The sequence below is a fragment of the Bacillus sp. V5-8f genome, assembly GCF_002863565.1.
In the GTDB taxonomy this organism is placed as follows: domain Bacteria; phylum Bacillota; class Bacilli; order Bacillales; family DSM-1321; genus Peribacillus.
The window spans coordinates 36,557-57,630 of sequence record NZ_PGUW01000004.1; the positions used below are offsets into that span (position 1 = coordinate 36,557).

Sequence of the window (21,074 nt, forward strand, 5' to 3'; positions counted from 1 at the left end):
AGCGACTCGTTTCCTGTGCAAATATACGGCTCGTTAATTTAAACCACAAGACACGCAAACTTTATCACCATACATGTAATTTTCTGTGCACAATGTTGACAAATTTTTTCACGAAAAAAAGTTAGCTTGTTAGTAAAAAAGGGAAATGTAAATACTGTGGGATTATCATTAATAAAATACATCAACCCGCTGCCTGCTTCCAAAATAATCTTTTTATACGTATCAGCGTGCTTATTTTTTATGACTACAATTAGCATTTAAATAAAATCAATCATAACAACGCATTTCCTGCAGAAACAAAATTGAATAATAGGCAGCGAGTGGGATATAAAAGCATTCTGTAGCTGAGCAAATTTAAGTACTGCTTACTATATTACGAGCTTTTTCTTAATTGAGAGCGATAGCTTATTGCCTGTAAGATAAACAATTTTTCTTGTTTAGATAGCATTCTCCAGCTTCCGGCAGTAATCCTCATATTAACCACTCCTTTGAATGATATAGTTTTTATATCAATAGGCTATTGGCATTAAATCTATTCCAAATCAATGGTTATTTCATATATAGTTATACCGCGATTCTGTGTGAATGAAACAATAAACCGTTCAACAAATTCTGCTTCATGGATTTTGCTATTTCGACAGAAAGGAAGCTGTCCAGCCATAAAAGGGTTGCGCTATTTTCGTATTCTTTGTTTTCCTTTTAGGCACTATTTCCAAATAACAGCTATTTATTTTGTTCGGGTATCCTCGTTTGTCTGTTGATCGCCTTTTTTGCCGGCCCTTGTAAAATTTTTTGGGTTTTTTACAATATAGAAAATTAAATTCGTTTCTTCCTAGATAAAAGATGAAAGCCCACAGCCTATTTCCCCCGCGATCTTGGCTCTGGGCTTTCAATTTTTTCATATACGGCGGCCAATGCCTGTTCGAATTTGCCGGTCTTTTTTGGCTGGTAGTATTTTTTATTCTTCAGCTTATCTGGGAGGTACTGCTGTCTTACCCATCCATTTTCATAGTCATGAGGGTAGAGGTAATTAATGCCGCGGCCAAGCTCTTTTGCTCCTTTGTAATGGGCATCCTTGAGGTGATCAGGGATATCGCCGCTTTTGCCTGTACGGATATCTTCAATCGCTTCATCGAGCGCCTTATAAGCGGAGTTTGATTTTGGCGACAGGCACAGTTCTACAACTACGCTTGCGAGCGGGATTCTTGCTTCAGGAAAACCAAGCCGTTCAGCGGCTTCCACAGCGGCAAGTGCACGAGGACCCGCCTGTGGGTTTGCAAGCCCGATATCTTCGTAAGCAATTACAATGAGCCTTCGTCCGATGCTAACGAGATCGCCAGCTTCAATCAATCTGCCGAGATAGTGGAGCGCGGCATTCACGTCACTTCCGCGGATTGATTTCTGAAAAGCTGACAGTACATCATAATGAGCGTCGCCGTCTTTATCATGTGAAAAACTCTTTTTTTGGATGCATTCTTCTGCAGTGGCCAAATCTATTTTAATCATGCCTTCTTCGTCTGCTTCCGTAGAAACTACGGCGAGCTCAAGGGCGTTTAAGGAACTTCTCACATCTCCGTTTGCAGCTGTTGCTAAATGCTTCAGCGCCTCCTGTGAAACAGTTGTGTGATATTTCCCCAGGCCACGATCTTCATCATGAAGAGCCCTTTCGAGTGCCTTAACCATATCTTCAGGCTCTAAAGGCTTCAATTCAAATATTTGGCATCGGCTTCGGATCGCCGGATTGATCGCATGGTATGGATTGCTGGTGGTTGCACCAATTAACGTGATCATTCCGTTTTCAAGGTAAGGCAGCAGGAAATCCTGTTTTGCCTTATCGAGCCGGTGCACCTCATCCAGAAGCAGGATCACCTTCCCAGACATCTTTGCTTCCTGTGCAACAATTTCCATATCTTTTTTATTGTTTGTCACAGCGTTCAGCGTCCGGAATGCGAATCGAGTGCTCCCTGCGATTGCGCTGGCAATGGAGGTTTTACCGATGCCCGGAGGCCCGTATAAAATCATCGACGAAAGCTGCTTTGCTTTTACCATGCGGTTAATAATTTTTCCTTCTCCGACAAGATGCTCCTGCCCGATAATTTCTTCAATTGTACGGGGCCGCATTCGGAAGGCCAGCGGTTTTATGGACATAAACATCTCTCCAAAGTGTGTTATTCTATATTAAAAGTAAACTATTTTTCCGGAAAAAGCGAGGAAACAATACGGTATTTGGGAAGACGGCTAATGCATTGAACGAGAGTATATGCTATAATTTAAAAGTTTATAATAACATAGTTAATTTATAGGTGAAGCTGGAAAATTCGAGGTGTATGAAAATGAAAATTTCGACCAAAGGACGTTACGGTTTAACGATTATGATCGAGCTTGCCAAAAAGCATGGTGAAGGGCCTACCTCCTTGAAAACAATTGCCCAGACCCACGATTTATCCGAGCATTATTTGGAGCAATTGATTGCCCCGCTCCGGAACGCAGGACTAGTAAAGAGCATTCGCGGTGCATATGGAGGATATATTCTCGCAAAGGAACCAGAAAAAATTACATCCGGAGATATTATCCGGGTTTTGGAGGGGCCTATTTCTCCCGTCGAAGGGATAGAAGATGAAGAGCCTGTAAAACGCCAGCTGTGGATCAGGATACGTGATGCAGTTAAAGACGTACTTGATAATACAACGCTAGAAGACTTGGCTAACTATAAAGATACAGGCGTTACAGAAGACTATATGTACTATATTTAATTGGAATGTTTTTAGGGAATATTATAGAAGACTCAATATTTAGCTCCCATAGCAGGGTAGCATGAGCATATTATATAAGTAACAAGAAGTTTTAAAAAAAATTAAAAAACAACAATTTTTCAACATGTTTTAATGTCTAGCTCCAGCGCCCAGCCCCGACGCCCAGGAACTAACCGCAAAATTCAAAGATATTTTTGGTTGCGAAGTGATTCTTGGAAGAATTCCTTATGCTGACGTCTACCTTTGCCACAGGACGTGGCAGAAGTTAGTCGACGTTCGTTCAGGAGGGCGCTTGCGCTTTTCTTATTGGAGGCGAAATTGTGGAACGTATTTATTTAGACCATGCTGCGACATCACCGATGCATCCCGAAGTGATCGAAAAGATGATGAATGTGATGCAGCAGAATTTCGGAAATCCGTCGAGCATCCATTCATTCGGCCGGGAGGCAAGGCATATCCTTGATGAATCCCGTTTGTTAATAGCAAAAAGCATCAATGCGCAGCGTAACGAAATCATCTTCACAAGCGGCGGAACAGAAGCGGATAACACTGCCCTTATTGGCATTACCCATGCTTATAAGGATCGGGGAAAACATATTATCACTACTAACATTGAACATCATGCGATCCTTCATACTTGCCATTTTCTCGAGAAGTCAGGCTTTGAGGTGACTTATTTACCCGTGGATGAACAGGGGATGGTTTCCATCGAGGAATTGAAGTCTGCACTTAGGGAAGATACGATCCTGGTTTCGATCATGTATGGCAATAATGAGGTCGGCACAATTCAGCCAATCCGGGAAATCGGGGAAATGCTAAAGGACCATCAGGCTTTTTTCCATACTGATGCGGTTCAGGCATACGGTTTGGTCAAAATTGATGTAAAAGAACTTGCCATCGATCTTTTATCCGTATCAGCGCATAAAATCAATGGGCCAAAAGGAATCGGTTTTTTATTTATTAAAGAAGGAATTAAGCATCAACCCCATCTTCATGGGGGAGAGCAGGAACGTAAACGCAGGGCAGGTACGGAAAGTGTTCCAGCAATCGCCGGATTTGCCGAAGCTGTAAAACTTGCACAAAACTCCATGGAAGAAAAAGTGGAGCAATACCGCAGCTTTAAACGAATCCTGCTATCTGTTTTTAAAGAGGCAGGAATCGCATTCGAAGTAAATGGGTCTCTTGATGCTTCGCTTCCCCATGTCATCAACGTTAGTTTTCCTGGTACGAATGTAGAACAGATGCTTGTTAATTTAGATTTAGCTGGGATAAATGTGTCAAGCGGCTCGGCATGCACGGCTGGTTCCATTGATCCGTCCCACGTGCTGGTGGCGATGTTTGGCAAGGATTCACACCGTACGAAAAATTCCATCCGTTTTAGCTTTGGACTAAATAACAATGAGCAGGAAATAAGACAAGCAGGGGAAGAAACGGTTAAAATCGTAAACAGACTTGTAAAATCATAGTCAAAAAAAAAGACTTAAATAAATAGATTGAAGGGGTTTAACGATGAATAAAGCACCCAAAGATACCCGTGTCGTAGTCGGCATGTCCGGTGGCGTGGATTCTTCTGTTGCAGCCCTGCTACTGAAAAAACAGGGATATGACGTAGTAGGAATTTTCATGAAAAACTGGGATGATACCGATGAAAATGGAGTTTGTACCGCGACGGAAGATTACAATGATGTAATCGCGGTTTGCAACCAAATTGGAATTCCTTATTATGCCGTTAATTTTGAAAAACAATATTGGGACAAGGTATTCACCTACTTTTTGGATGAATACAAAGCTGGCAGAACGCCAAATCCTGATGTAATGTGTAATAAGGAAATTAAGTTTAAAGCGTTCCTGGAACACGCGCTAAGCCTAGGTGCGGATTATCTTGCCACAGGGCATTATGCCCAAGTTGAATACCGCGACGGTGATTATAAAATGCTTCGGGGGATCGATGAAAACAAGGATCAAACCTATTTCCTAAACCAGCTTAACCAAAGTCAGCTTGAAAAAGTCATGTTCCCGCTTGGAGGCATCGACAAAAAAGAGGTTCGTGAAATCGCTAGAGAAGCAGGACTTACTACGGCGGCCAAGAAAGATTCAACAGGTATCTGTTTTATCGGAGAACGAAACTTTAAAGAGTTTTTGAGCAATTACCTGCCTGCACAGCCGGGGGAAATGCAAACGCTGGACGGCGAAGTAATGGGCAAGCACGATGGATTGATGTACTATACGATCGGACAGCGCCATGGTCTAGGAATCGGAGGCAGCGGCGACCCGTGGTTTGTAGTGGGTAAGGATTTAGAAAAAAATATCCTATATGTCGGACAAGGATTCGAAAACGAAAAGCTTTATTCAACATCGATTAATGCCGTGAATATTAGTTGGGTTGCGGACCATGCCCCATCTGAAGAATTCACCTGCACGGCCAAATTCCGTTATCGCCAGGCCGATAATAAAGTAACGGTTCGGGTGAAAGATGGCGGAAATGCAGAAGTGATTTTTGACGAACCAATCCGCGCGGTGACTCCGGGACAGGCAGTCGTTTTTTATGATGGGGAAGTATGCCTTGGAGGCGGTACGATCGATGATATTTTCTACAATGGCAATAAGCTGACGTATGTAGGGTAAATGATATCCCCAGCTGCAATGGTTGGGGATTTTCCTTTGCGTAAATTTTATCGCAGGAAAACATATGTTATACTTTTCTATAGAAATCATGGAGCGTGAGTTTAATGGATAAAAACCAACAAGGAATCCAATATATGCAAGAAGGAAAATACGAAGAAGCAGTGAAAGTATTTTCCGAGGCAATTGAAGAAAATCCAATGGAACCGGTAGCATATATTAATTTTGGAAATGTGTTAACAGCTGTCGGAGAGCTCGATCGGGCAGTGAACTTTTTTAAAAAAGCGATAGAACTGGATGACAAAGCCGCCGCCGCCTATTATTCGCTCGGCAACCTTTACTTTGATGCAGAAAAATTGATCGAAGCTAAGGATATGTTTGAAAAAGCGGTGCGGTATGGCCTTGATAATAGTGATGCGTATTTCATGCTGGGAATGACGTTGATGCAGCTCGACCAAGCCAAATTTGCGATGCCCTATCTGCAAAGGAGTGTCGAATTAAATCCTGACGATGTGGATGCAAGGTTTCAATATGCCCTTTGCCTCGCGAATGCGGAGCTGTATGATGAACTGATCAATGAATTAATGATTGTGGTACAAAAGGATCCAGGCCATTCGGATGCTTATTATAATCTTGGAGTTGCTTATGCGGGCCATCGTGAAGACCCTCAGACTGCCCTTGAATTTTTTGAAAAAGCCCTCCAGGCACAGCCAGACCATATGCTTGCAGCAAACGGCAAAAGGTTGATGGAGGATATGTTAGCGCAGGAATAGAGTTATTATAACAAGCGGTTAAATTCTCAAGAAATCAGGATCGGGCGAATAAATAAAGGAATAAGCGAAAAAGTTGATAATTAAGTGACAAATTTATTATTAAGCGAAAAAATGATAATCAAGCGAAACCAGTTTTGACCAAGAAAATTCGAAAGGAGGGGAGAGTTTTGGTACAGCAGGATTCCATGGATTTGTTTTCGGAAGAGAAATTATATATGAAAGGCAGACATTTGGTCACTATTTTTCATAATGAGCAAAATATGTACTCGGTCGTAAGGATCCGACTTGATGAAACCAATGTGGAATATCATGAAAATGAAGCGGTTGTAACAGGCTACTTCCCTCGAATTCATGAACATGAGACCTATGTCTTTTTTGGTCAGATGAAGGATCACCCTCGTTTTGGGCTTCAATTCCATGTAGAACATTTTCGTAGGGACATGCCTCAGTCAAAGGACGGTATTGCGAGCTACTTATCGAGCGACCTTTTTAAAGGAATCGGTAAGAAAACCGCTGAGGTAATTGTTGAGACGCTTGGCGAAAATGCCATTTCAAAAATTCTTGAACAGCCCTCACTTTTGGACAATATTCCAAAACTGTCTTCCGAGAAAGCAAAAATGTTATACGATACGCTCGTTGAACATCAGGGCCTTGAGCAGGTTATGATTGCACTGAATCAATATGGCTTTGGACCTCAGCTATCCATGAAGATTTATCAGGTATACAAACAAGATACTATTTCCGTCATCCAGTCAAATCCATATAAACTGGTTGAGGATATTGAAGGTATTGGGTTCGGCCGGGCTGATGAACTTGGTTACCAGCTCGGAATAAGTGGAAGCCATCCAGACCGGATAAAGGCCGCATGCCTGTATACCCTCGAAACGCAATCGCTTCAAGAAGGAAACGTATACATGGAGGCAGACCAGCTGCTTGAAAGCGTGAAGAAGCTTCTTGAGGAAAATAAACGGGACGACATAGAATACGGGGAAATTTCGGAAGAAGTGATTAAGCTAGGCGAAGAAGGTAAGGTGATAGTGGAAGAAAGAAGGGTGTATCTTCCGTCACTTTATTTTTCCGAAAAAGGAATTGTCACAAATATTAATCGGATTCTTTCTCAGACCGAATATGAAAATCAATTCCCTGAATCGGAATTTCTGCTTGCTCTAGGTGAACTCGAAGAGCGGCTTGGTGTAGAATATGCACCGGCACAAAAAGAGGCGATCCAAACTGCGCTCCAGAGTCCAATGCTAATCCTTACTGGAGGACCCGGGACTGGCAAAACGACCGTCATTAAAGGAATCGTAGAGCTTTTTAGTGAATTGCATGGTGTTTCGATGGATATCAATGATTATAAAAATGAGGACGATCCTTTCCCATTTATTTTGGCTGCCCCTACGGGCCGAGCTGCAAAACGAATGGCTGAATCCACCGGGCTCCCTGCTGTTACGATCCATAGGCTTCTAGGGTGGAATGGCAGTGAAGGGTTTTCGCATGATGAAGACAATCCAATTAACGGAAAAATCGTTATAATCGATGAGATGTCAATGGTTGATACATGGCTTGCCCACCAATTGTTTAAGGCGCTTCCGGAACATATCCAGGTCATCCTTGTCGGTGATGAGGACCAGCTTCCATCCGTTGGGCCGGGACAGGTATTGAAGGACTTGCTGGCTTCCGGGTGTGTACCGACTGTTGCTTTAGAGCATATTTATCGGCAGGCGGACGGATCATCGATTATTGAACTGGCTCATGAAATCAAGCGTGGCAGCCTGCCCGCTGACGTTGAAAAACAACAGGCTGACCGTTCCTTTATTCGCTGCAGTACCGCTCAAATCTCACAGGTCGTCGAAAAGGTTGTCCAAAATGCCCGAAAGAAAGGCTATACGGCGAAGGACATCCAGGTGCTTGCCCCGATGTATAAGGGTCCTGCGGGAATTGATAATTTAAACAGAATGCTGCAGGAAGTATTCAACGGCAATCATGATGAAAAAAGGCGCGAACTTAAATTTGGAGACATTAATTATCGAACGGGCGATAAGGTGCTTCAGCTGGTGAACCAGCCTGAAAGCAACGTTTATAACGGAGACATCGGTGAAGTGGTCTCGATCCTGTTTGCTAAGGAAAACACGGATAATGTCGACAAACTGATCGTTTCCTTTGAGGGAATCGAAGTTACTTATACACGGCAGGAGTTGACTCAGATTACCCATGCTTATTGCTGCTCGATACACAAATCGCAGGGAAGTGAGTTCCCTATTGTGATCTTGCCAGTTGTTAAAAGCTACTACAGGATGTTACGCAGAAACCTGCTTTACACAGCTATCACCCGAAGCAAGGAATTTTTAATTTTGTGTGGAGAAGAAGAAGCACTCCGCATGGGTGTCGAGAGAAATAATGAACAAAGGCGGAAGACCACTCTGCTACAAAAGCTGAGCGACACAATGGACGGTGTAAGTGTCCAAGCAGAAATTGTGAAGGATGACGAGGTTACGGATTACCTTGGCCAATTGCTTAAAGCTGACCCAATGATTGGGATGGAAAATGTTACGCCTTATGATTATATGGAGAAATAAAGACGGCAGCAATTTTTTATGGCTGCCGTCTGTTTTATGTACACTAATCTTGCTATGGCAATAACTTTCGTCACTGTTGAAGTGTCATATTTTCCATAATGGAAATCGTTACTCAACATGAATATATACTTTTTCACTTATACTATAAATGTTCGGAAAGGGGGATCGCTTTGCGGACATTTTCCATGTTAAAAGGGTTGCCAGTGTATACCAATCGGGGAGAATGCATAGGGACGGTCAATGATATTTGCCTTTCCGACATAGGGAAGATTGAAGGAATAATGGTTCATCGGAAGGCAATTGTCAAGAAACGTCGATTTGTTTCTTTGAATGATGTCCACTCATTCGGCCCAGAGGGAATTGTTCTGAAGCAGTGGGAGGATTCTCAACACGGATACAAGCCAAAGGTACACTACCATTTATTCCATGCCGACTGTTTGTTTGGGAAAATGCTATTCTCAAGGGCCGGTGAAGAGCTAGGGATGCTCCAGGATGTATATTTTTTGGAAAATTTGGGCACAATCGTAGCATATGAAACAACGGATGGATTTTTCTCGGAACTAACCGAGGGCACACGCCTGATCAAATCAAAGCAGCCACCAGTGCTTGGGAAAGATGCCATCCTGATTTCTGTCTATGATCAGTGAGGTGTCCGTTAAATGGATATGAAATGCCCGAATTGCAACAGTAAAGATATCGGGAAGATCGGTGTGAATCAATACTATTGTTGGAATTGCTTTATTGAAATGTCTCTTAACAACGGTGTGATATATACCCATCAGGTTGAAGAGGATGGAACCTTAAGTTCCCTTGATGATTTGTTCGACGAGAACGAACGCCGATATAGCGTATAAAAACATTTCGGATTTTGACTCTGCCATGTAGGCAGGGTTTTTTAGGACGTTTATGTTTCTGGTGAATCTGAACCGTTTCTGCATGAAAACGTCTCCCGCCACGAAAAATAGGAAGGGAGGCGATAGAATGGAAATCCGAATGAAGTGGTTTTACATGCTCGGTTTACTGCTGTTATTATTTATTCTTATCTTTATATTTCTGAAATTAAAGCCGGTATGGCAACCCTTTATCCATGTTTTTTTTACTGTTTTGCTCCCTTTTTTCATTGCGGCGTTTATCAGTTATTTGCTTCATCCAATTATAGAGACCCTGCATGAAAAAGGGATGAACCGGGGTCTTGCAATCCTCATCATTTACATCCTATTCTTTGGGGGAGTCGGGTTTGGGATTTACAAGGGGATACCTGCTGTAATCGAACAAATCAGGGAGTTGTCAGAGAGCGCTCCAAAAGTGGCTGAACAATACAGACATTGGGTTACTATATTTGAAAAAAAGACGTCAAACTGGCCGTTTGGAGTACATGAACGTCTGGAGGATGCCATAACCCAAATGGAGGGTAAGCTAGAAAATCTTATGGGTAGTGTTATGCAATACATAGCGAATATTTTAGATTTCATTCTTTTGTTTGCTTTAATCCCTTTTATAGCATTCTATATGTTAAAAGACTTTCATCTAATAAAGAAAATGGTTTGGTATTTAACGCCTAAAACATGGCGGAAGCAGGGAATTGCTTTTTTCGGTGATATCAATGAATCCCTGGGAGGTTACATTCGCGGCCAAATCATTGTATGTGCCGTGATCGGTTCCGTTTCTGCTTTCCTGTTTTGGATTGTTGGTATGGATTATCCTTTGGTTCTCGGAATGATTATTGGCGTAACGAATATCATCCCGTACTTTGGGCCGATCATTGGTGCCACTCCCGCAGTTATTATTGCTGTGACAATTTCGTTTAAATTGGTTATAATCACTTTAGTAATTGTGTTCGTGCTGCAATTTTTGGAGAGCAACATTTTATCGCCGTTGATTGTCGGTAAAACCCTGCATTTGCATCCTTTGTTTATCATTCTGGCGTTGTTGGCTGGTGGAGAAGTCGGCGGGGTTATCGGCTTGATCCTTGCTGTTCCAATATTGGCCGTGATCAAGGTTTGCTTGATCCATTCCAGAAATCATTTTGCAAAAAAAAAGAGCATGGTTGCTGAATAGGCCAGTTGTTGACAAATTTTTTGCTTGTGAATATAATCCATTACATAAGAGTGAATCATATATTGCAAAATCGTAGAAGGATCCAGTATGCTGAAGCCCATTTAGTGCATAGCACGCCAGAGAGGAATTTCCTTGGCTGTAAGAAATTCCAGATGAAGAACAGCAGAATGCTAATCTGGAGTGTAGCTAATTCCTATCGTTTGCCGCGTTAAGGCTTGATGAAGGTGATGGGTACGGTTGTTGCGTGCTCATAATCAGGGTGGTACCGCGAGCTAACTCTCGTCCCTGTATGGGGATGGGAGTTTTTTTGTTGCCTAAAAATCATTACATAGGAGGAAAAAATATGAAGAAGTTGACTGGCGCACAAATTCGCCAAATGTATTTAGATTTCTTTAAAGAAAAAGGACACAGCATAGAGCCGAGTGCATCATTGGTACCTCACGATGATCCATCGCTTCTTTGGATTAATTCGGGGGTAGCGACCTTAAAGAAATACTTTGATGGCCGTGTAATCCCGGAAAATCCACGTATAACAAACGCACAAAAGTCCATTCGTACCAATGATATCGAAAATGTCGGAAAAACGGCGCGACATCATACATTCTTTGAAATGCTCGGCAATTTTTCAATCGGTGATTATTTCAAAGAAGAAGCAATAACTTGGGCTTGGGAGTTTTTGACCGATGAAAAGTGGATTGGTTTTGAACCAGAAAAGTTATCAGTGACGATTCACCCTGAAGATGAAGAAGCCTTTGAGTTATGGAACAAAAAGGTGGGCATTCCGGCTGATCGGATCATCCGCCTAGAGGAAAATTTCTGGGATATCGGGGAAGGCCCAAGCGGACCGAATACTGAAATCTTTTATGACCGTGGTCCGGAATATGGCGATGACCCGAACGATCCGGAACTATTCCCTGGCGGTGAAAACGAACGCTATTTAGAGGTTTGGAATTTAGTGTTTTCCCAATTCAATCATAATCCGGATGGTTCTTATACACCACTTCCGAAGAAAAATATAGATACAGGCATGGGTCTTGAACGTATGGCTTCTGTGGTTCAAGAGGTTCCTACTAACTTTGATACAGATTTGTTTATGCCAATCATCCTCGCAACAGAAGAAATCGCAGGCGTTAAATACCGCACAGATAAAGAGAAGGATGTTGCCTTTAAAGTGATTGCCGACCATATCCGTACTGTCACTTTCGCAGTAGGAGATGGTGCGCTCCCTTCAAATGAAGGCCGTGGTTATGTATTGCGCCGTCTACTTCGCCGCGCTGTTCGTTATGCGAAGCAAATTAACATCAACCGCCCGTTCATGTTTGAATTGGTTCCGGTTGTCGGTGAGATCATGAATGATTTTTATCCTGAGGTCCAAAAGAAAGCAGAATTCATAGCGAAGGTCGTCAAAAATGAAGAAGAACGCTTCCACGAAACACTGCACGACGGTCTAGCGATTCTTTTTGAAGTAATTAAGAAGGAAAAAGAAAAAGGCAGTACTGTGATTCAGGGCTCAGATGTATTTCGTTTGTACGATACGTACGGTTTCCCTGTTGAATTAACAGAGGAATATGCGGAAGAAGAAAATATGGGTGTTGATCATGAAGGCTTTGAGCGCGAAATGGAGGCCCAGCGTGAGCGTGCAAGGTCAGCTCGCCAGGATGTAGATTCCATGCAAATCCAGGGTGGTGTACTTGGAGATATTAAAGTTGAAAGCAGCTTCACCGGTTATGATAGATTGGAAGGACAGGGTACGGTTGCTGCAATCGTGAAGAATGGCGAGCTTGCCGACGAAGCGCATGAGGGTGAAGAAGTGCAGGTCATCCTGAGTGAAACACCGTTTTATGCAGAGAGCGGCGGCCAAATTGCCGATAAAGGTTATATTGTCAGCGAAGATGTAAAAGCCGCGGTTTTAGATGTCCAAAAGGCCCCAAATGGACAAAATCTGCATCGGGTTATGATTAAATCAGGAACGCTTAAGAGGGATGCTTCAGTTGTTTCTGAAGTAAATGCCGAAAACCGCAGCAGGATTATTAAAAATCACACCGCCACACATCTCTTGCACCAGGCGCTAAAGGATGTACTAGGAGGGCATGTAAACCAGGCAGGCTCCCTGGTTGAGCCGGACCGCCTGCGTTTTGACTTTTCTCATTTCGGCCAGATTCAGCCGGAAGAATTGGAAAGAATCGAGCAAATCGTCAATGAAAAAATTTGGCTGAGCCTTGAGGTAAATATTAATTATAAAGATATTGAAGAAGCAAAAGCTATGGGTGCAATGGCTTTGTTTGGCGAAAAATATGGGAAAATTGTGCGTGTCGTGCAGGTCGGCGATTACAGCCTGGAGCTTTGTGGAGGATGCCATGTACCGAATACTGCGGTCATCGGGTTATTTAAAATCGTTTCAGAGAGCGGTATAGGAGCCGGGACGCGCCGTATTGAAGCTGTAACGGGAGCTGGGGCCTACCAGGCGATGGCTGATCAAATCACTGTCCTGAAAGAAGCTGCTGGGAAATTAAAAGCGAATCCGAAGGACTTGCCTTCTAGAATTGAAGGGGTACTAGCAGAAATGAAAGAGCTTCAAAAAGAAAATGAAAGCCTTTCTGCAAAGCTTGGCAATATTGAAGCTTCTAATCTCGTTTCCAGAGTGAAAGAGGTTAATGGAGTGAACGTGCTGGCAGCGAAAGTGCAGGCAGCCGACATGAATAATCTTAGGACAATGGCAGATGACTTGAAACAAAAGCTTGGTTCTGCCATTATAGTACTGGGTTCTGCCCAGGATGACAAAGTGAACCTTATCGCAGGCGTAACGAAAGATTATATCGCCCAAGGCTACCACGCCGGTAAACTAGTCAAGGAAGTAGCTTCACGCTGCGGCGGCAGCGGTGGCGGACGCCCGGATATGGCTCAGGCAGGCGGAAAAGATCCGCAGAAATTGGATTCAGCGCTTAATTTTGTTGAAGAATGGGTAAAATCCATTTCATAATCACTTTGAAGTGTTGTACAATAAAGAAAATTGTCTATCAGCGGTACGCTTCGCGATCCGCTGATGTAAACTTTAGGGAATGAGTGCGGAGGAAAGGCAGCGGTAACAGCGTAATTGTTTCCCCTTCGAAACGCGAAAAGAGGTGCAATAAATGAGTTCCTTTGATAAGACAATGCAATTCAATTTTCCGGAAGAACCATTTGAAAGAGATGTAAAAGATGTACTTTTTCAAGTTTACGAAGCTCTTCAGGAAAAGGGCTACAACCCGATCAACCAGATCGTCGGGTACCTGCTTTCCGGTGATCCTGCGTATATTCCACGCCATCAGGATGCGAGAAATATTATCCGGCGACTTGAGCGGGATGAAATCATTGAGGAATTGGTCAAAGCATATTTAAAGCACCAACGAGAGGGATATTAATGCGTACAATGGGATTAGACCTTGGAACTAAGACCCTTGGTGTAGCAGTTAGCGATGCTTTGGGATGGACGGCACAAGGTTTGGAAACAATTAAAATTAATGAGGAAAAAAAAGAATTTGGTTTGGCGCGTCTTAGTGAAATCATTAAAGAGCATGAAGTATCCAAAATCGTGCTCGGCTTGCCGAAAAATATGAATGCTACCATAGGGCCAAGAGGCGAAGCTAGCCAGGCGTTTGCCAAAGTACTTGAAGAAAGGTTCGGCCTCCCGGTGCATTTATGGGATGAGCGATTGACAACGATGGCAGCTGAGCGAGTGTTGCTGGAAGCGGATGTCAGCAGGGCCAAGCGCAAGAAGGTTATTGATAAAATGGCAGCTGTCATGATCTTGCAAGGATATCTGGACAGCCAATCAAAATTTTAATGAGGTGACAGAAATGGAACATGGAGAAAACCATATTACAATCGTAGATGAAAATGGCAACGAGCAGCTGTGTGAGGTATTGTTCACATTTGATTCCGATAAATTCAATAAATCCTATGTCCTCTACTATCCAATATCGTCAGATAATGAAGATGAGGAAATTGAAATTCACGCATCCTCCTTCACGCCAAGTGAAGATAACCAGGATGGCGAGCTTCAGCCTATCGAAACAGAAGAAGAATGGGACATGATCGAAGAAATGCTCAACACATACCTTGACGAAGAAGAGGACGAACAATAATTTGTTCGATGCCCCCGGTGATTAACCGGGGGTTTTTACGTTCTATTTGGCCCGGCAACTTGTTCTTTTCTGGCATAAAATCCAAGGGTGGCAGTTGATCTGATGAAATGAATGAAAAAAATCAAATATTCTAGTATAATAAGCGAAGATTATATTAATGTGTTTGATCCCATGTGAGTGCTGTTGCCTTACATGAAGGAGGTTTTAATTTTGGCTGAAAAAGGCACAAAAGTAGAAGGAAAAAAGGATTACATAAGGAATGCCATGCTTGAAAGACAGGGGGAAGCGAGAATAGTAAGGAAAGTCATTCTTGTAACTTCCCTGACCATCCTACTGCTCGCAGCAGTGACCGGGTTGGGAGGGTATCTTTATATTAAATCCGCACTGAAGCCACTGAATCCCGAGAATAAGTCGCTTAAAAACATTGAAATCCCGATCGGGTCCTCTGTAAGCGACATTTCGTCAATTCTTGAGGATCAAGGAATTATTAAGGATGCCAGGGTTTTCAAGTATTACATTAAATTCAAGAATGAGGCGGGCTTTCAAGCAGGGGAATATAAACTTGCCGCGTCCATGCCGCTTCAGGAAATTGTCGAGAGCTTAAAACAAGGGAAAGTCATGCAGAAGGCTGCTTTGACGATCAGGGTTCCTGAAGGAAAACAGCTTGTCCAAATCGCCGACATCATTGCCGAACATACTGATGAAAAACCTGAGGACGTACTGGCAGAATTAAACGACAAAGAATTCGTCAGGAAAATGCAGAACAACTATCCTCAATTGCTGACAAATGAAATCTTCAATAAAAATGTAATCTATCCACTTGAAGGTTATTTATATCCGGCAACCTATGAATTTTCCGAGAAAAAACCAGAGTTGGAAAAGATCGTTTCTGAGATGTTGAAGAAAACGGAATCTAGCCTTTCCGCGTATCGGGATGTTATGGCCGAGAAGAAATATTCCGCGCACAGGCTATTGACCATTTCTTCCTTAATTGAAGAAGAGGCTGCGGAAAAGGTTGACCGTACCAAGATTGCATCCGTTTTTTATAACCGCCTAAAGGCTGGCATGCCGCTTCAAACCGACCCGACTGTCCTTTATGCAAAGGGAAAGCACCAAAAGAGGGTGTACTACAAAGATCTGGAAGTGGTATCGCCATATAATACTTACAAAAACAAAGGACTACCACCTGGGCCGATTGCCAATTCCGGAAAATCATCCATAGAAGCCGCGTTAAACCCGGCAAACACCAACTTCCTCTACTTCCTGGCCACACCTGCTGGCGAGGTATTGTATTCTGTATCACTGAATGAGCATAACAAGAAAAAAGCGGAGCACATAACAAGTAAAAATTGACTGTGTTTTCAAGGGGGGAAGATATTCACTTTCCCCTGTTAGTTGTGCTAAAATATTCAAAGTGAATTTTAATGCAGGTTTTACTGATTTTCTCTCGGCATGTGCCGAGTTTTTTCATGACGTTAGAGACTTATAGGTTGATCCTTTTGGAGGAAATAAACGTGAAACAGGAATTAGAAATATATCTTCAATCACTGATCCCTGAACGTGAGGGAGTATTCACAGAAATGGAACGGTATGCAAAGGAGCATAACGTGCCGATCATGGAGCCGGAAGGAATGGAGGCTCTTTTACAAATATTACGCTTAAGCCAACCGTCAGCGATACTTGAGGTAGGGACGGCTATTGGTTACTCGGCTTTGCGAATGGCAGACGCCATGCCAGGCACAAAAATTGTGACATTGGAAAGAGATGAAGCTCGGATTGTAAAGGCAAAAGAATTTATTCAAAAAGCGGGAAAAGAAGGGCAGATCATCCTGCTTGAAGGTGATGCGTTGGAGGCTGGTCCACTTGTGAAGGAACATGGCCCGTTCAATGCGATTTTTATCGATGCAGCGAAAGGACAGTATCGCCGCTTTTTTGAACAGTTTGAGGAAGTTCTGGAACCTGGCGGAATCATCGTTACTGATAATGTTTTGTTTAAGGGCTTGGTTGCCGAAGCAGACGAAGCAATAGAACCCAAACGAATCCGGAACCTTGTCAGGAAGATAAGGGATTTCAATGCCTGGCTCATGGGCCATACTGCTTATACTACTGTTATTCTCCCAATTGGCGATGGTGTCGCCATTAGTAAACATCGAGGTGAAAATAAATGAAAAAGCCAGAGCTGCTCGTGACGCCGACTAGTGTTGGCGATATTCCGCGACTAATAGAAGCTGGCGCCGATGCGTTTGTAGTTGGCGAGCAAAAATTCGGACTTCGGCTGGCCGGTGAATTCACAAGAGAAGATGTACAAAGAACTATACAGGTTGCGCACAAAGCTAATAAAAAGGTCTATGTTGCCATGAACGCAATTTTTCATAATGATAAAGTAGACGAGCTTGAAGACTATGTCTCCTTTCTTAACGAAGCGGGGGCCGATGCCATTATTTTCGGAGACCCAGCTGTTTTGATGGCAGTACGGGCTGTAGCCCCGGACATGCCTCTGCACTGGAATACAGAAACAACGGTAACAAACTGGTACACAGCGAACTATTGGGGCCGGCGAGGTTCGGTCCGTGCGGTTGCTGCCCGTGAACTGAGCATGGATGAGCTGATTGAAATGAAGGAAAACGCCGAGGTTGAGATTGAGGTCCAGGTACAGGGTATGACCTGTATGTTCCAGTCCAAACGTACGCTCCTTGGTAACTACTTCGAATACCAGGGGAAGGCTCTTGAAATTGAAAACAGGAAACAGCAAAAGAACATGTTTCTCCATGATAAGGATCGTAATAATAAATATCCGATCTTTGAAGATGAAAATGGGACACATATCATGAGCCCGAACGATATCTGTATTATCGATGAGCTTCAGGAGATGGTCGAAGCAGGCATCGATTCCTTTAAAATTGATGGGGTTCTTAAGACGCCTGAATATATGGTAGAAGCCACAAAGCTTTACCGTAAAGCAATCGATCTTTGCGTGGAAGATACGGAAAAATATGAAGACGAAAAAGACGAGCTTTTGGCAAGCATTGAAGCAATCCAGCCTAAGGACAGGAAAGTGGACACAGGATTCTTCTTTAAGGAGACAGTTTATTAAGTTTTACCATATATAGATTTCTAGCAGCAGCGCCTAGCCCCGACGGACAAAACCTCACCACAAAAATCAGATTTTTGTGGCTGCGAAGTATTTCGGAGAAGCATTCCTTATGCTGGCGTCGACATTTGCCACAGGACGTGGCAGCAGTTAGTCGATGGTCCATTGTTAGGCGCTTGGCGCATTTCAAAGGAGGAATAGCCTTGGAAGCTATTGCTGATAAAATTTCACAAATCGTGGATGGAAAACGAGTGATTGTTAAAAAACCAGAGTTGTTGGCTCCTGCAGGCAATCTTGAAAAATTAAAGATTGCTGTGCATTATGGTGCGGATGCTGTGTATATTGGGGGACAGGAATTTGGCCTCCGTTCAAATGCAGGTAATTTCACGCTTGAAGAAATGAAGGAAGGCGTAGATTTTGCAAAAAGATATGGCTCTAAAATTTATGTAACAACGAATATTTATGCCCACAATGAAAATATGGCCGGGCTAGAAGAATATCTATTGGGACTGCAGGATGCAGGCATTACAGGAATCATCGTGGCAGATCCACTCATTATTGAAACCTGCCGTCGTGTGGCTCCAAAGGTCGAGGTTCATTTAAGCACTCAGCAGTCGCTATCCAACTGGAAAGCGGTTCAATACTGGAAAGATGAAGGCCTCGACAGGGTGGTACTCTCACGTGAGACCGGAGCTGAAGAAATCCGTGAAATAAAGGAAAAGGTCGACATTGAAATTGAAACGTTTGTCCATGGAGCGATGTGCATTGCTTATTCCGGGCGTTGTACATTGTCCAACCATATGACAGCAAGGGATTCAAATCGCGGCGGATGCTGCCAGTCATGCCGTTGGGATTATGATTTATATGAATTGGGCAAAGAAGGGGAAAACGCCCTGTTCTCTGAAGCGGATGAACCTTTTGCGATGAGTCCGAAAGATTTGAAATTAATTGAATCAATTCCAAGAATGATTGAACTTGGAATTGATAGCTTGAAAATTGAAGGAAGAATGAAGTCTATCCATTACGTAGCCACTGTTGTCAGCGTATACCGCAAAGTAATTGATGCGTACTGTACTGATCCTGAAAACTTTGAGATTAAGCAGGAATGGTTAGATGAGCTTGAAAAATGCGCGAATCGTGAAGCTGCACCAGCATTCTTTGAAGGCACTCCCGGGTATAAGGAGCAAATGTTTGGGAACCATAGCAAACAAACTAAATACGACTTTGCCGGATTGGTCCTTCATTATGACGAAGAGACAGGAATGGTTACGATGCAGCAGCGAAACTTCTTTAAACCAGGGGATGAGGTAGAGTTCTTTGGCCCTGATATTGATAACTTCACGCAAATCGTCGATAAAATTTGGGATGAAAAAGGAAATGAACTGGATGCTGCCCGCCATCCGTTGCAAATCATCCGCTTTAAGACGGACAAGCCTGTATTTGCAAACAACATGATGCGAAGGGAGAACTAGTAAATGGATAAGAAGCCTGTAGTCATCGGTGTAGCCGGCGGTTCCGGATCGGGGAAAACGAGTGTTACGAGATCTATTTTCGAGAGTTTTAAAGGCCATTCCATCCTAATGCTGGAGCAGGATTATTATTATAAGGATCAAAGCAGCCTCCCGTTTGAGGAACGGTTAAAAACAAATTACGATCACCCGCTTGCATTCGATAATGATTTATTGATTGAACATATCCACGCACTTTTGGACTATAAACCGATTAAGAAACCTGTCTATGATTATTCCATACACACACGTTCTGAAGAAGTTATCCATGTCGACCCTAAGGACGTAATCATTCTTGAGGGCATTTTGGTGCTGGAAGATGAGCGCTTACGTGAATTGATGGATATTAAATTATTTGTAGATACGGATGCAGACCTTAGGATTATCAGAAGATTGCTGCGTGATATTAAGGAGCGCGGCCGTTCCATAGATTCCGTGATTGACCAGTATGTGAATGTCGTCCGCCCAATGCATAACCAATTCATTGAGCCGACAAAGCGTTATGCGGATATCATTATCCCAGAAGGTGGTCACAACCATGTCGCCATCGATCTGATGGTCACAAAAGTTCAAACAATTCTTGAACAAAAGTCATTTTTATAATAATATGTCATAAAGTGACTAGTATCACTCGGGAATTTTCCTTGCTGGTAGTCGGAGTTTACAGGATGTAAGTTACACACATTGCCACAGACTGTGGCTTTCTTAGTCTGTGAACATTCAATGGTTTTTACGGGCAAGTATCCCCCCTTAGGCATGATTAAGTGGTGTCGCAGTGTCCGTTAAAACGGGATAAATAAAGGATAAGGCAGACCTTTTGCAATTCTGAAATTTTCCAGGCAATTTATCAGGAAAGTCTGGACAAAAGAGGAAAAAGGTCATACTCTATCTAAAGGTATATATCATAAGCAAAGTTTTCCTTAAGTAAGATGCGCGCCCTAATCCAGGACGCGCACTTATGTATGACCTCTTTGGCAAGCAACAGAGTTAGTGTGTGTTGGCTACTACAAAGTAAGCGAATACACTGCATTATACTTAAAGCAGGCACCAGTCCCGCTGTAAAGAATAGAAGGAGTGAAGGGTTTGGCTATAGAAAAAGTATTCCCAATGACAAAAGAGGGAAAAGAAAAACTAGAACAAGAACTTGAACAGTTAAAAACGGTAAAAAGAAAAGAAGTTGTAGAAAGAATTAAAATCGCGCGCAGCTTCGGGGACTTATCTGAGAACTCTGAATATGATTCTGCCAAAGAAGAGCAGGCATTTGTGGAAGGTCGGATCACGACCCTTGAGAATATGATCCGTAATGCTAAAATCATCGAAGATGACCAAGTGGATACTGACATGGTTTCTCTTGGGAAATCTGTGACATTTGTTGAGCTTCCTAATGGAGATGAAGAAACATATACAATTGTGGGAAGTGCGGAAGCTGATCCGTTTGAAGGGAAAATCTCAAACGACTCCCCAATCGCTAAAAGCCTGCTGGGGAAAAAAGTCGGCGACGAGGTAACGGTCCAGACTCCAGGCGGGGAAATGGCGGTAAGAATCGTAACAATTAAATAATCACGATAT

The 21,074-nt window shown here is 43.0% G+C and carries 19 protein-coding genes; 18 read left to right on the forward strand and 1 reads right to left on the reverse strand.

The window, feature by feature from the left end:
- Positions 1-858: 858 nt before the first annotated feature.
- The gene (locus CUU64_RS04090; protein ID WP_180954502.1) at positions 859-2,142 is read right to left on the reverse strand and encodes a replication-associated recombination protein A; all 1,284 of its coding nucleotides are present in this window, start codon (positions 2,140-2,142) and stop codon (positions 859-861) included.
- Between the two features lie 191 nt (positions 2,143-2,333).
- Between CUU64_RS04090 and cymR the strand changes: the two genes are divergently transcribed.
- From cymR to greA, 18 genes are all read left to right on the forward strand, one after another.
- Positions 2,334-2,753: a cysteine metabolism transcriptional regulator CymR gene (cymR, locus tag CUU64_RS04095; RefSeq protein WP_101632009.1), complete on the forward strand. Its 420-nt coding sequence runs from the start codon at positions 2,334-2,336 to the stop codon at positions 2,751-2,753.
- Between the two features lie 320 nt (positions 2,754-3,073).
- Positions 3,074-4,219: a cysteine desulfurase family protein gene (locus CUU64_RS04100; protein WP_101632010.1), complete on the forward strand. Its 1,146-nt coding sequence runs from the start codon at positions 3,074-3,076 to the stop codon at positions 4,217-4,219.
- A 43-nt stretch (positions 4,220-4,262) separates the two neighbouring features.
- Entirely contained in the window at positions 4,263-5,378 is a 1,116-nt protein-coding gene (mnmA, locus tag CUU64_RS04105; RefSeq protein ID WP_101632011.1) for a tRNA 2-thiouridine(34) synthase MnmA, read from the forward strand.
- 104 nt (positions 5,379-5,482) lie between these two features.
- Complete coding sequence (locus tag CUU64_RS04110; protein WP_101632012.1) at positions 5,483-6,148, forward strand: tetratricopeptide repeat protein; 666 nt, start codon at positions 5,483-5,485, stop codon at positions 6,146-6,148.
- A 167-nt stretch (positions 6,149-6,315) separates the two neighbouring features.
- A complete protein-coding gene (gene recD2 / locus CUU64_RS04115) occupies positions 6,316-8,724 on the forward strand; it encodes an SF1B family DNA helicase RecD2 (protein ID WP_101632013.1) in 2,409 nt (802 codons plus the stop codon).
- A 170-nt stretch (positions 8,725-8,894) separates the two neighbouring features.
- Entirely contained in the window at positions 8,895-9,371 is a 477-nt protein-coding gene (locus CUU64_RS04120; protein ID WP_180954458.1) for a PRC-barrel domain-containing protein, read from the forward strand.
- Positions 9,372-9,389: 18 nt separating this feature from the next.
- Entirely contained in the window at positions 9,390-9,578 is a 189-nt protein-coding gene (locus CUU64_RS04125; protein WP_101632912.1) for a hypothetical protein, read from the forward strand.
- A gap of 127 nt (positions 9,579-9,705) precedes the next feature.
- The gene (locus tag CUU64_RS04130) at positions 9,706-10,782 is read left to right on the forward strand and encodes an AI-2E family transporter (RefSeq protein ID WP_101632015.1); all 1,077 of its coding nucleotides are present in this window, start codon (positions 9,706-9,708) and stop codon (positions 10,780-10,782) included.
- A 343-nt stretch (positions 10,783-11,125) separates the two neighbouring features.
- Complete coding sequence (gene alaS, locus CUU64_RS04135; RefSeq protein ID WP_101632016.1) at positions 11,126-13,762, forward strand: alanine--tRNA ligase; 2,637 nt, start codon at positions 11,126-11,128, stop codon at positions 13,760-13,762.
- Positions 13,763-13,913: 151 nt separating this feature from the next.
- On the forward strand, positions 13,914-14,183 hold the full coding sequence (locus tag CUU64_RS04140; protein ID WP_101632017.1) for an IreB family regulatory phosphoprotein: 270 nt from the start codon (positions 13,914-13,916) through the stop codon (positions 14,181-14,183).
- Positions 14,183-14,605, forward strand: a complete 423-nt coding sequence (gene ruvX / locus CUU64_RS04145) for a Holliday junction resolvase RuvX (RefSeq protein WP_180954459.1) — start codon at positions 14,183-14,185, stop codon at positions 14,603-14,605. Before CUU64_RS04140 ends, ruvX begins: the two co-directional genes overlap by 1 nt.
- A gap of 13 nt (positions 14,606-14,618) precedes the next feature.
- Positions 14,619-14,906, forward strand: a complete 288-nt coding sequence (locus CUU64_RS04150; RefSeq protein ID WP_101632018.1) for a DUF1292 domain-containing protein — start codon at positions 14,619-14,621, stop codon at positions 14,904-14,906.
- A gap of 264 nt (positions 14,907-15,170) precedes the next feature.
- Positions 15,171-16,259 (forward strand): endolytic transglycosylase MltG, encoded by a 1,089-nt coding sequence (mltG, locus tag CUU64_RS04155; RefSeq protein ID WP_257985452.1) that lies wholly within the window; start codon positions 15,171-15,173, stop codon positions 16,257-16,259.
- 161 nt (positions 16,260-16,420) lie between these two features.
- Positions 16,421-17,074 (forward strand): O-methyltransferase, encoded by a 654-nt coding sequence (locus tag CUU64_RS04160; RefSeq protein WP_374702700.1) that lies wholly within the window; start codon positions 16,421-16,423, stop codon positions 17,072-17,074.
- Complete coding sequence (locus CUU64_RS04165) at positions 17,071-18,000, forward strand: peptidase U32 family protein (RefSeq protein WP_101632020.1); 930 nt, start codon at positions 17,071-17,073, stop codon at positions 17,998-18,000. Before CUU64_RS04160 ends, CUU64_RS04165 begins: the two co-directional genes overlap by 4 nt.
- Before the next feature lie 200 nt (positions 18,001-18,200).
- Positions 18,201-19,469 carry a peptidase U32 family protein gene (locus CUU64_RS04170; RefSeq protein WP_101632021.1) on the forward strand — a complete coding sequence of 423 codons (1,269 nt, stop codon included), beginning with the start codon at positions 18,201-18,203 and terminating at the stop codon, positions 19,467-19,469.
- A 3-nt stretch (positions 19,470-19,472) separates the two neighbouring features.
- Positions 19,473-20,108 carry a uridine kinase gene (udk, locus tag CUU64_RS04175; RefSeq protein WP_101632022.1) on the forward strand — a complete coding sequence of 212 codons (636 nt, stop codon included), beginning with the start codon at positions 19,473-19,475 and terminating at the stop codon, positions 20,106-20,108.
- A gap of 480 nt (positions 20,109-20,588) precedes the next feature.
- Entirely contained in the window at positions 20,589-21,065 is a 477-nt protein-coding gene (gene greA / locus CUU64_RS04180) for a transcription elongation factor GreA (protein ID WP_101632023.1), read from the forward strand.
- The last annotated feature ends 9 nt before the right edge of the window (positions 21,066-21,074 follow it).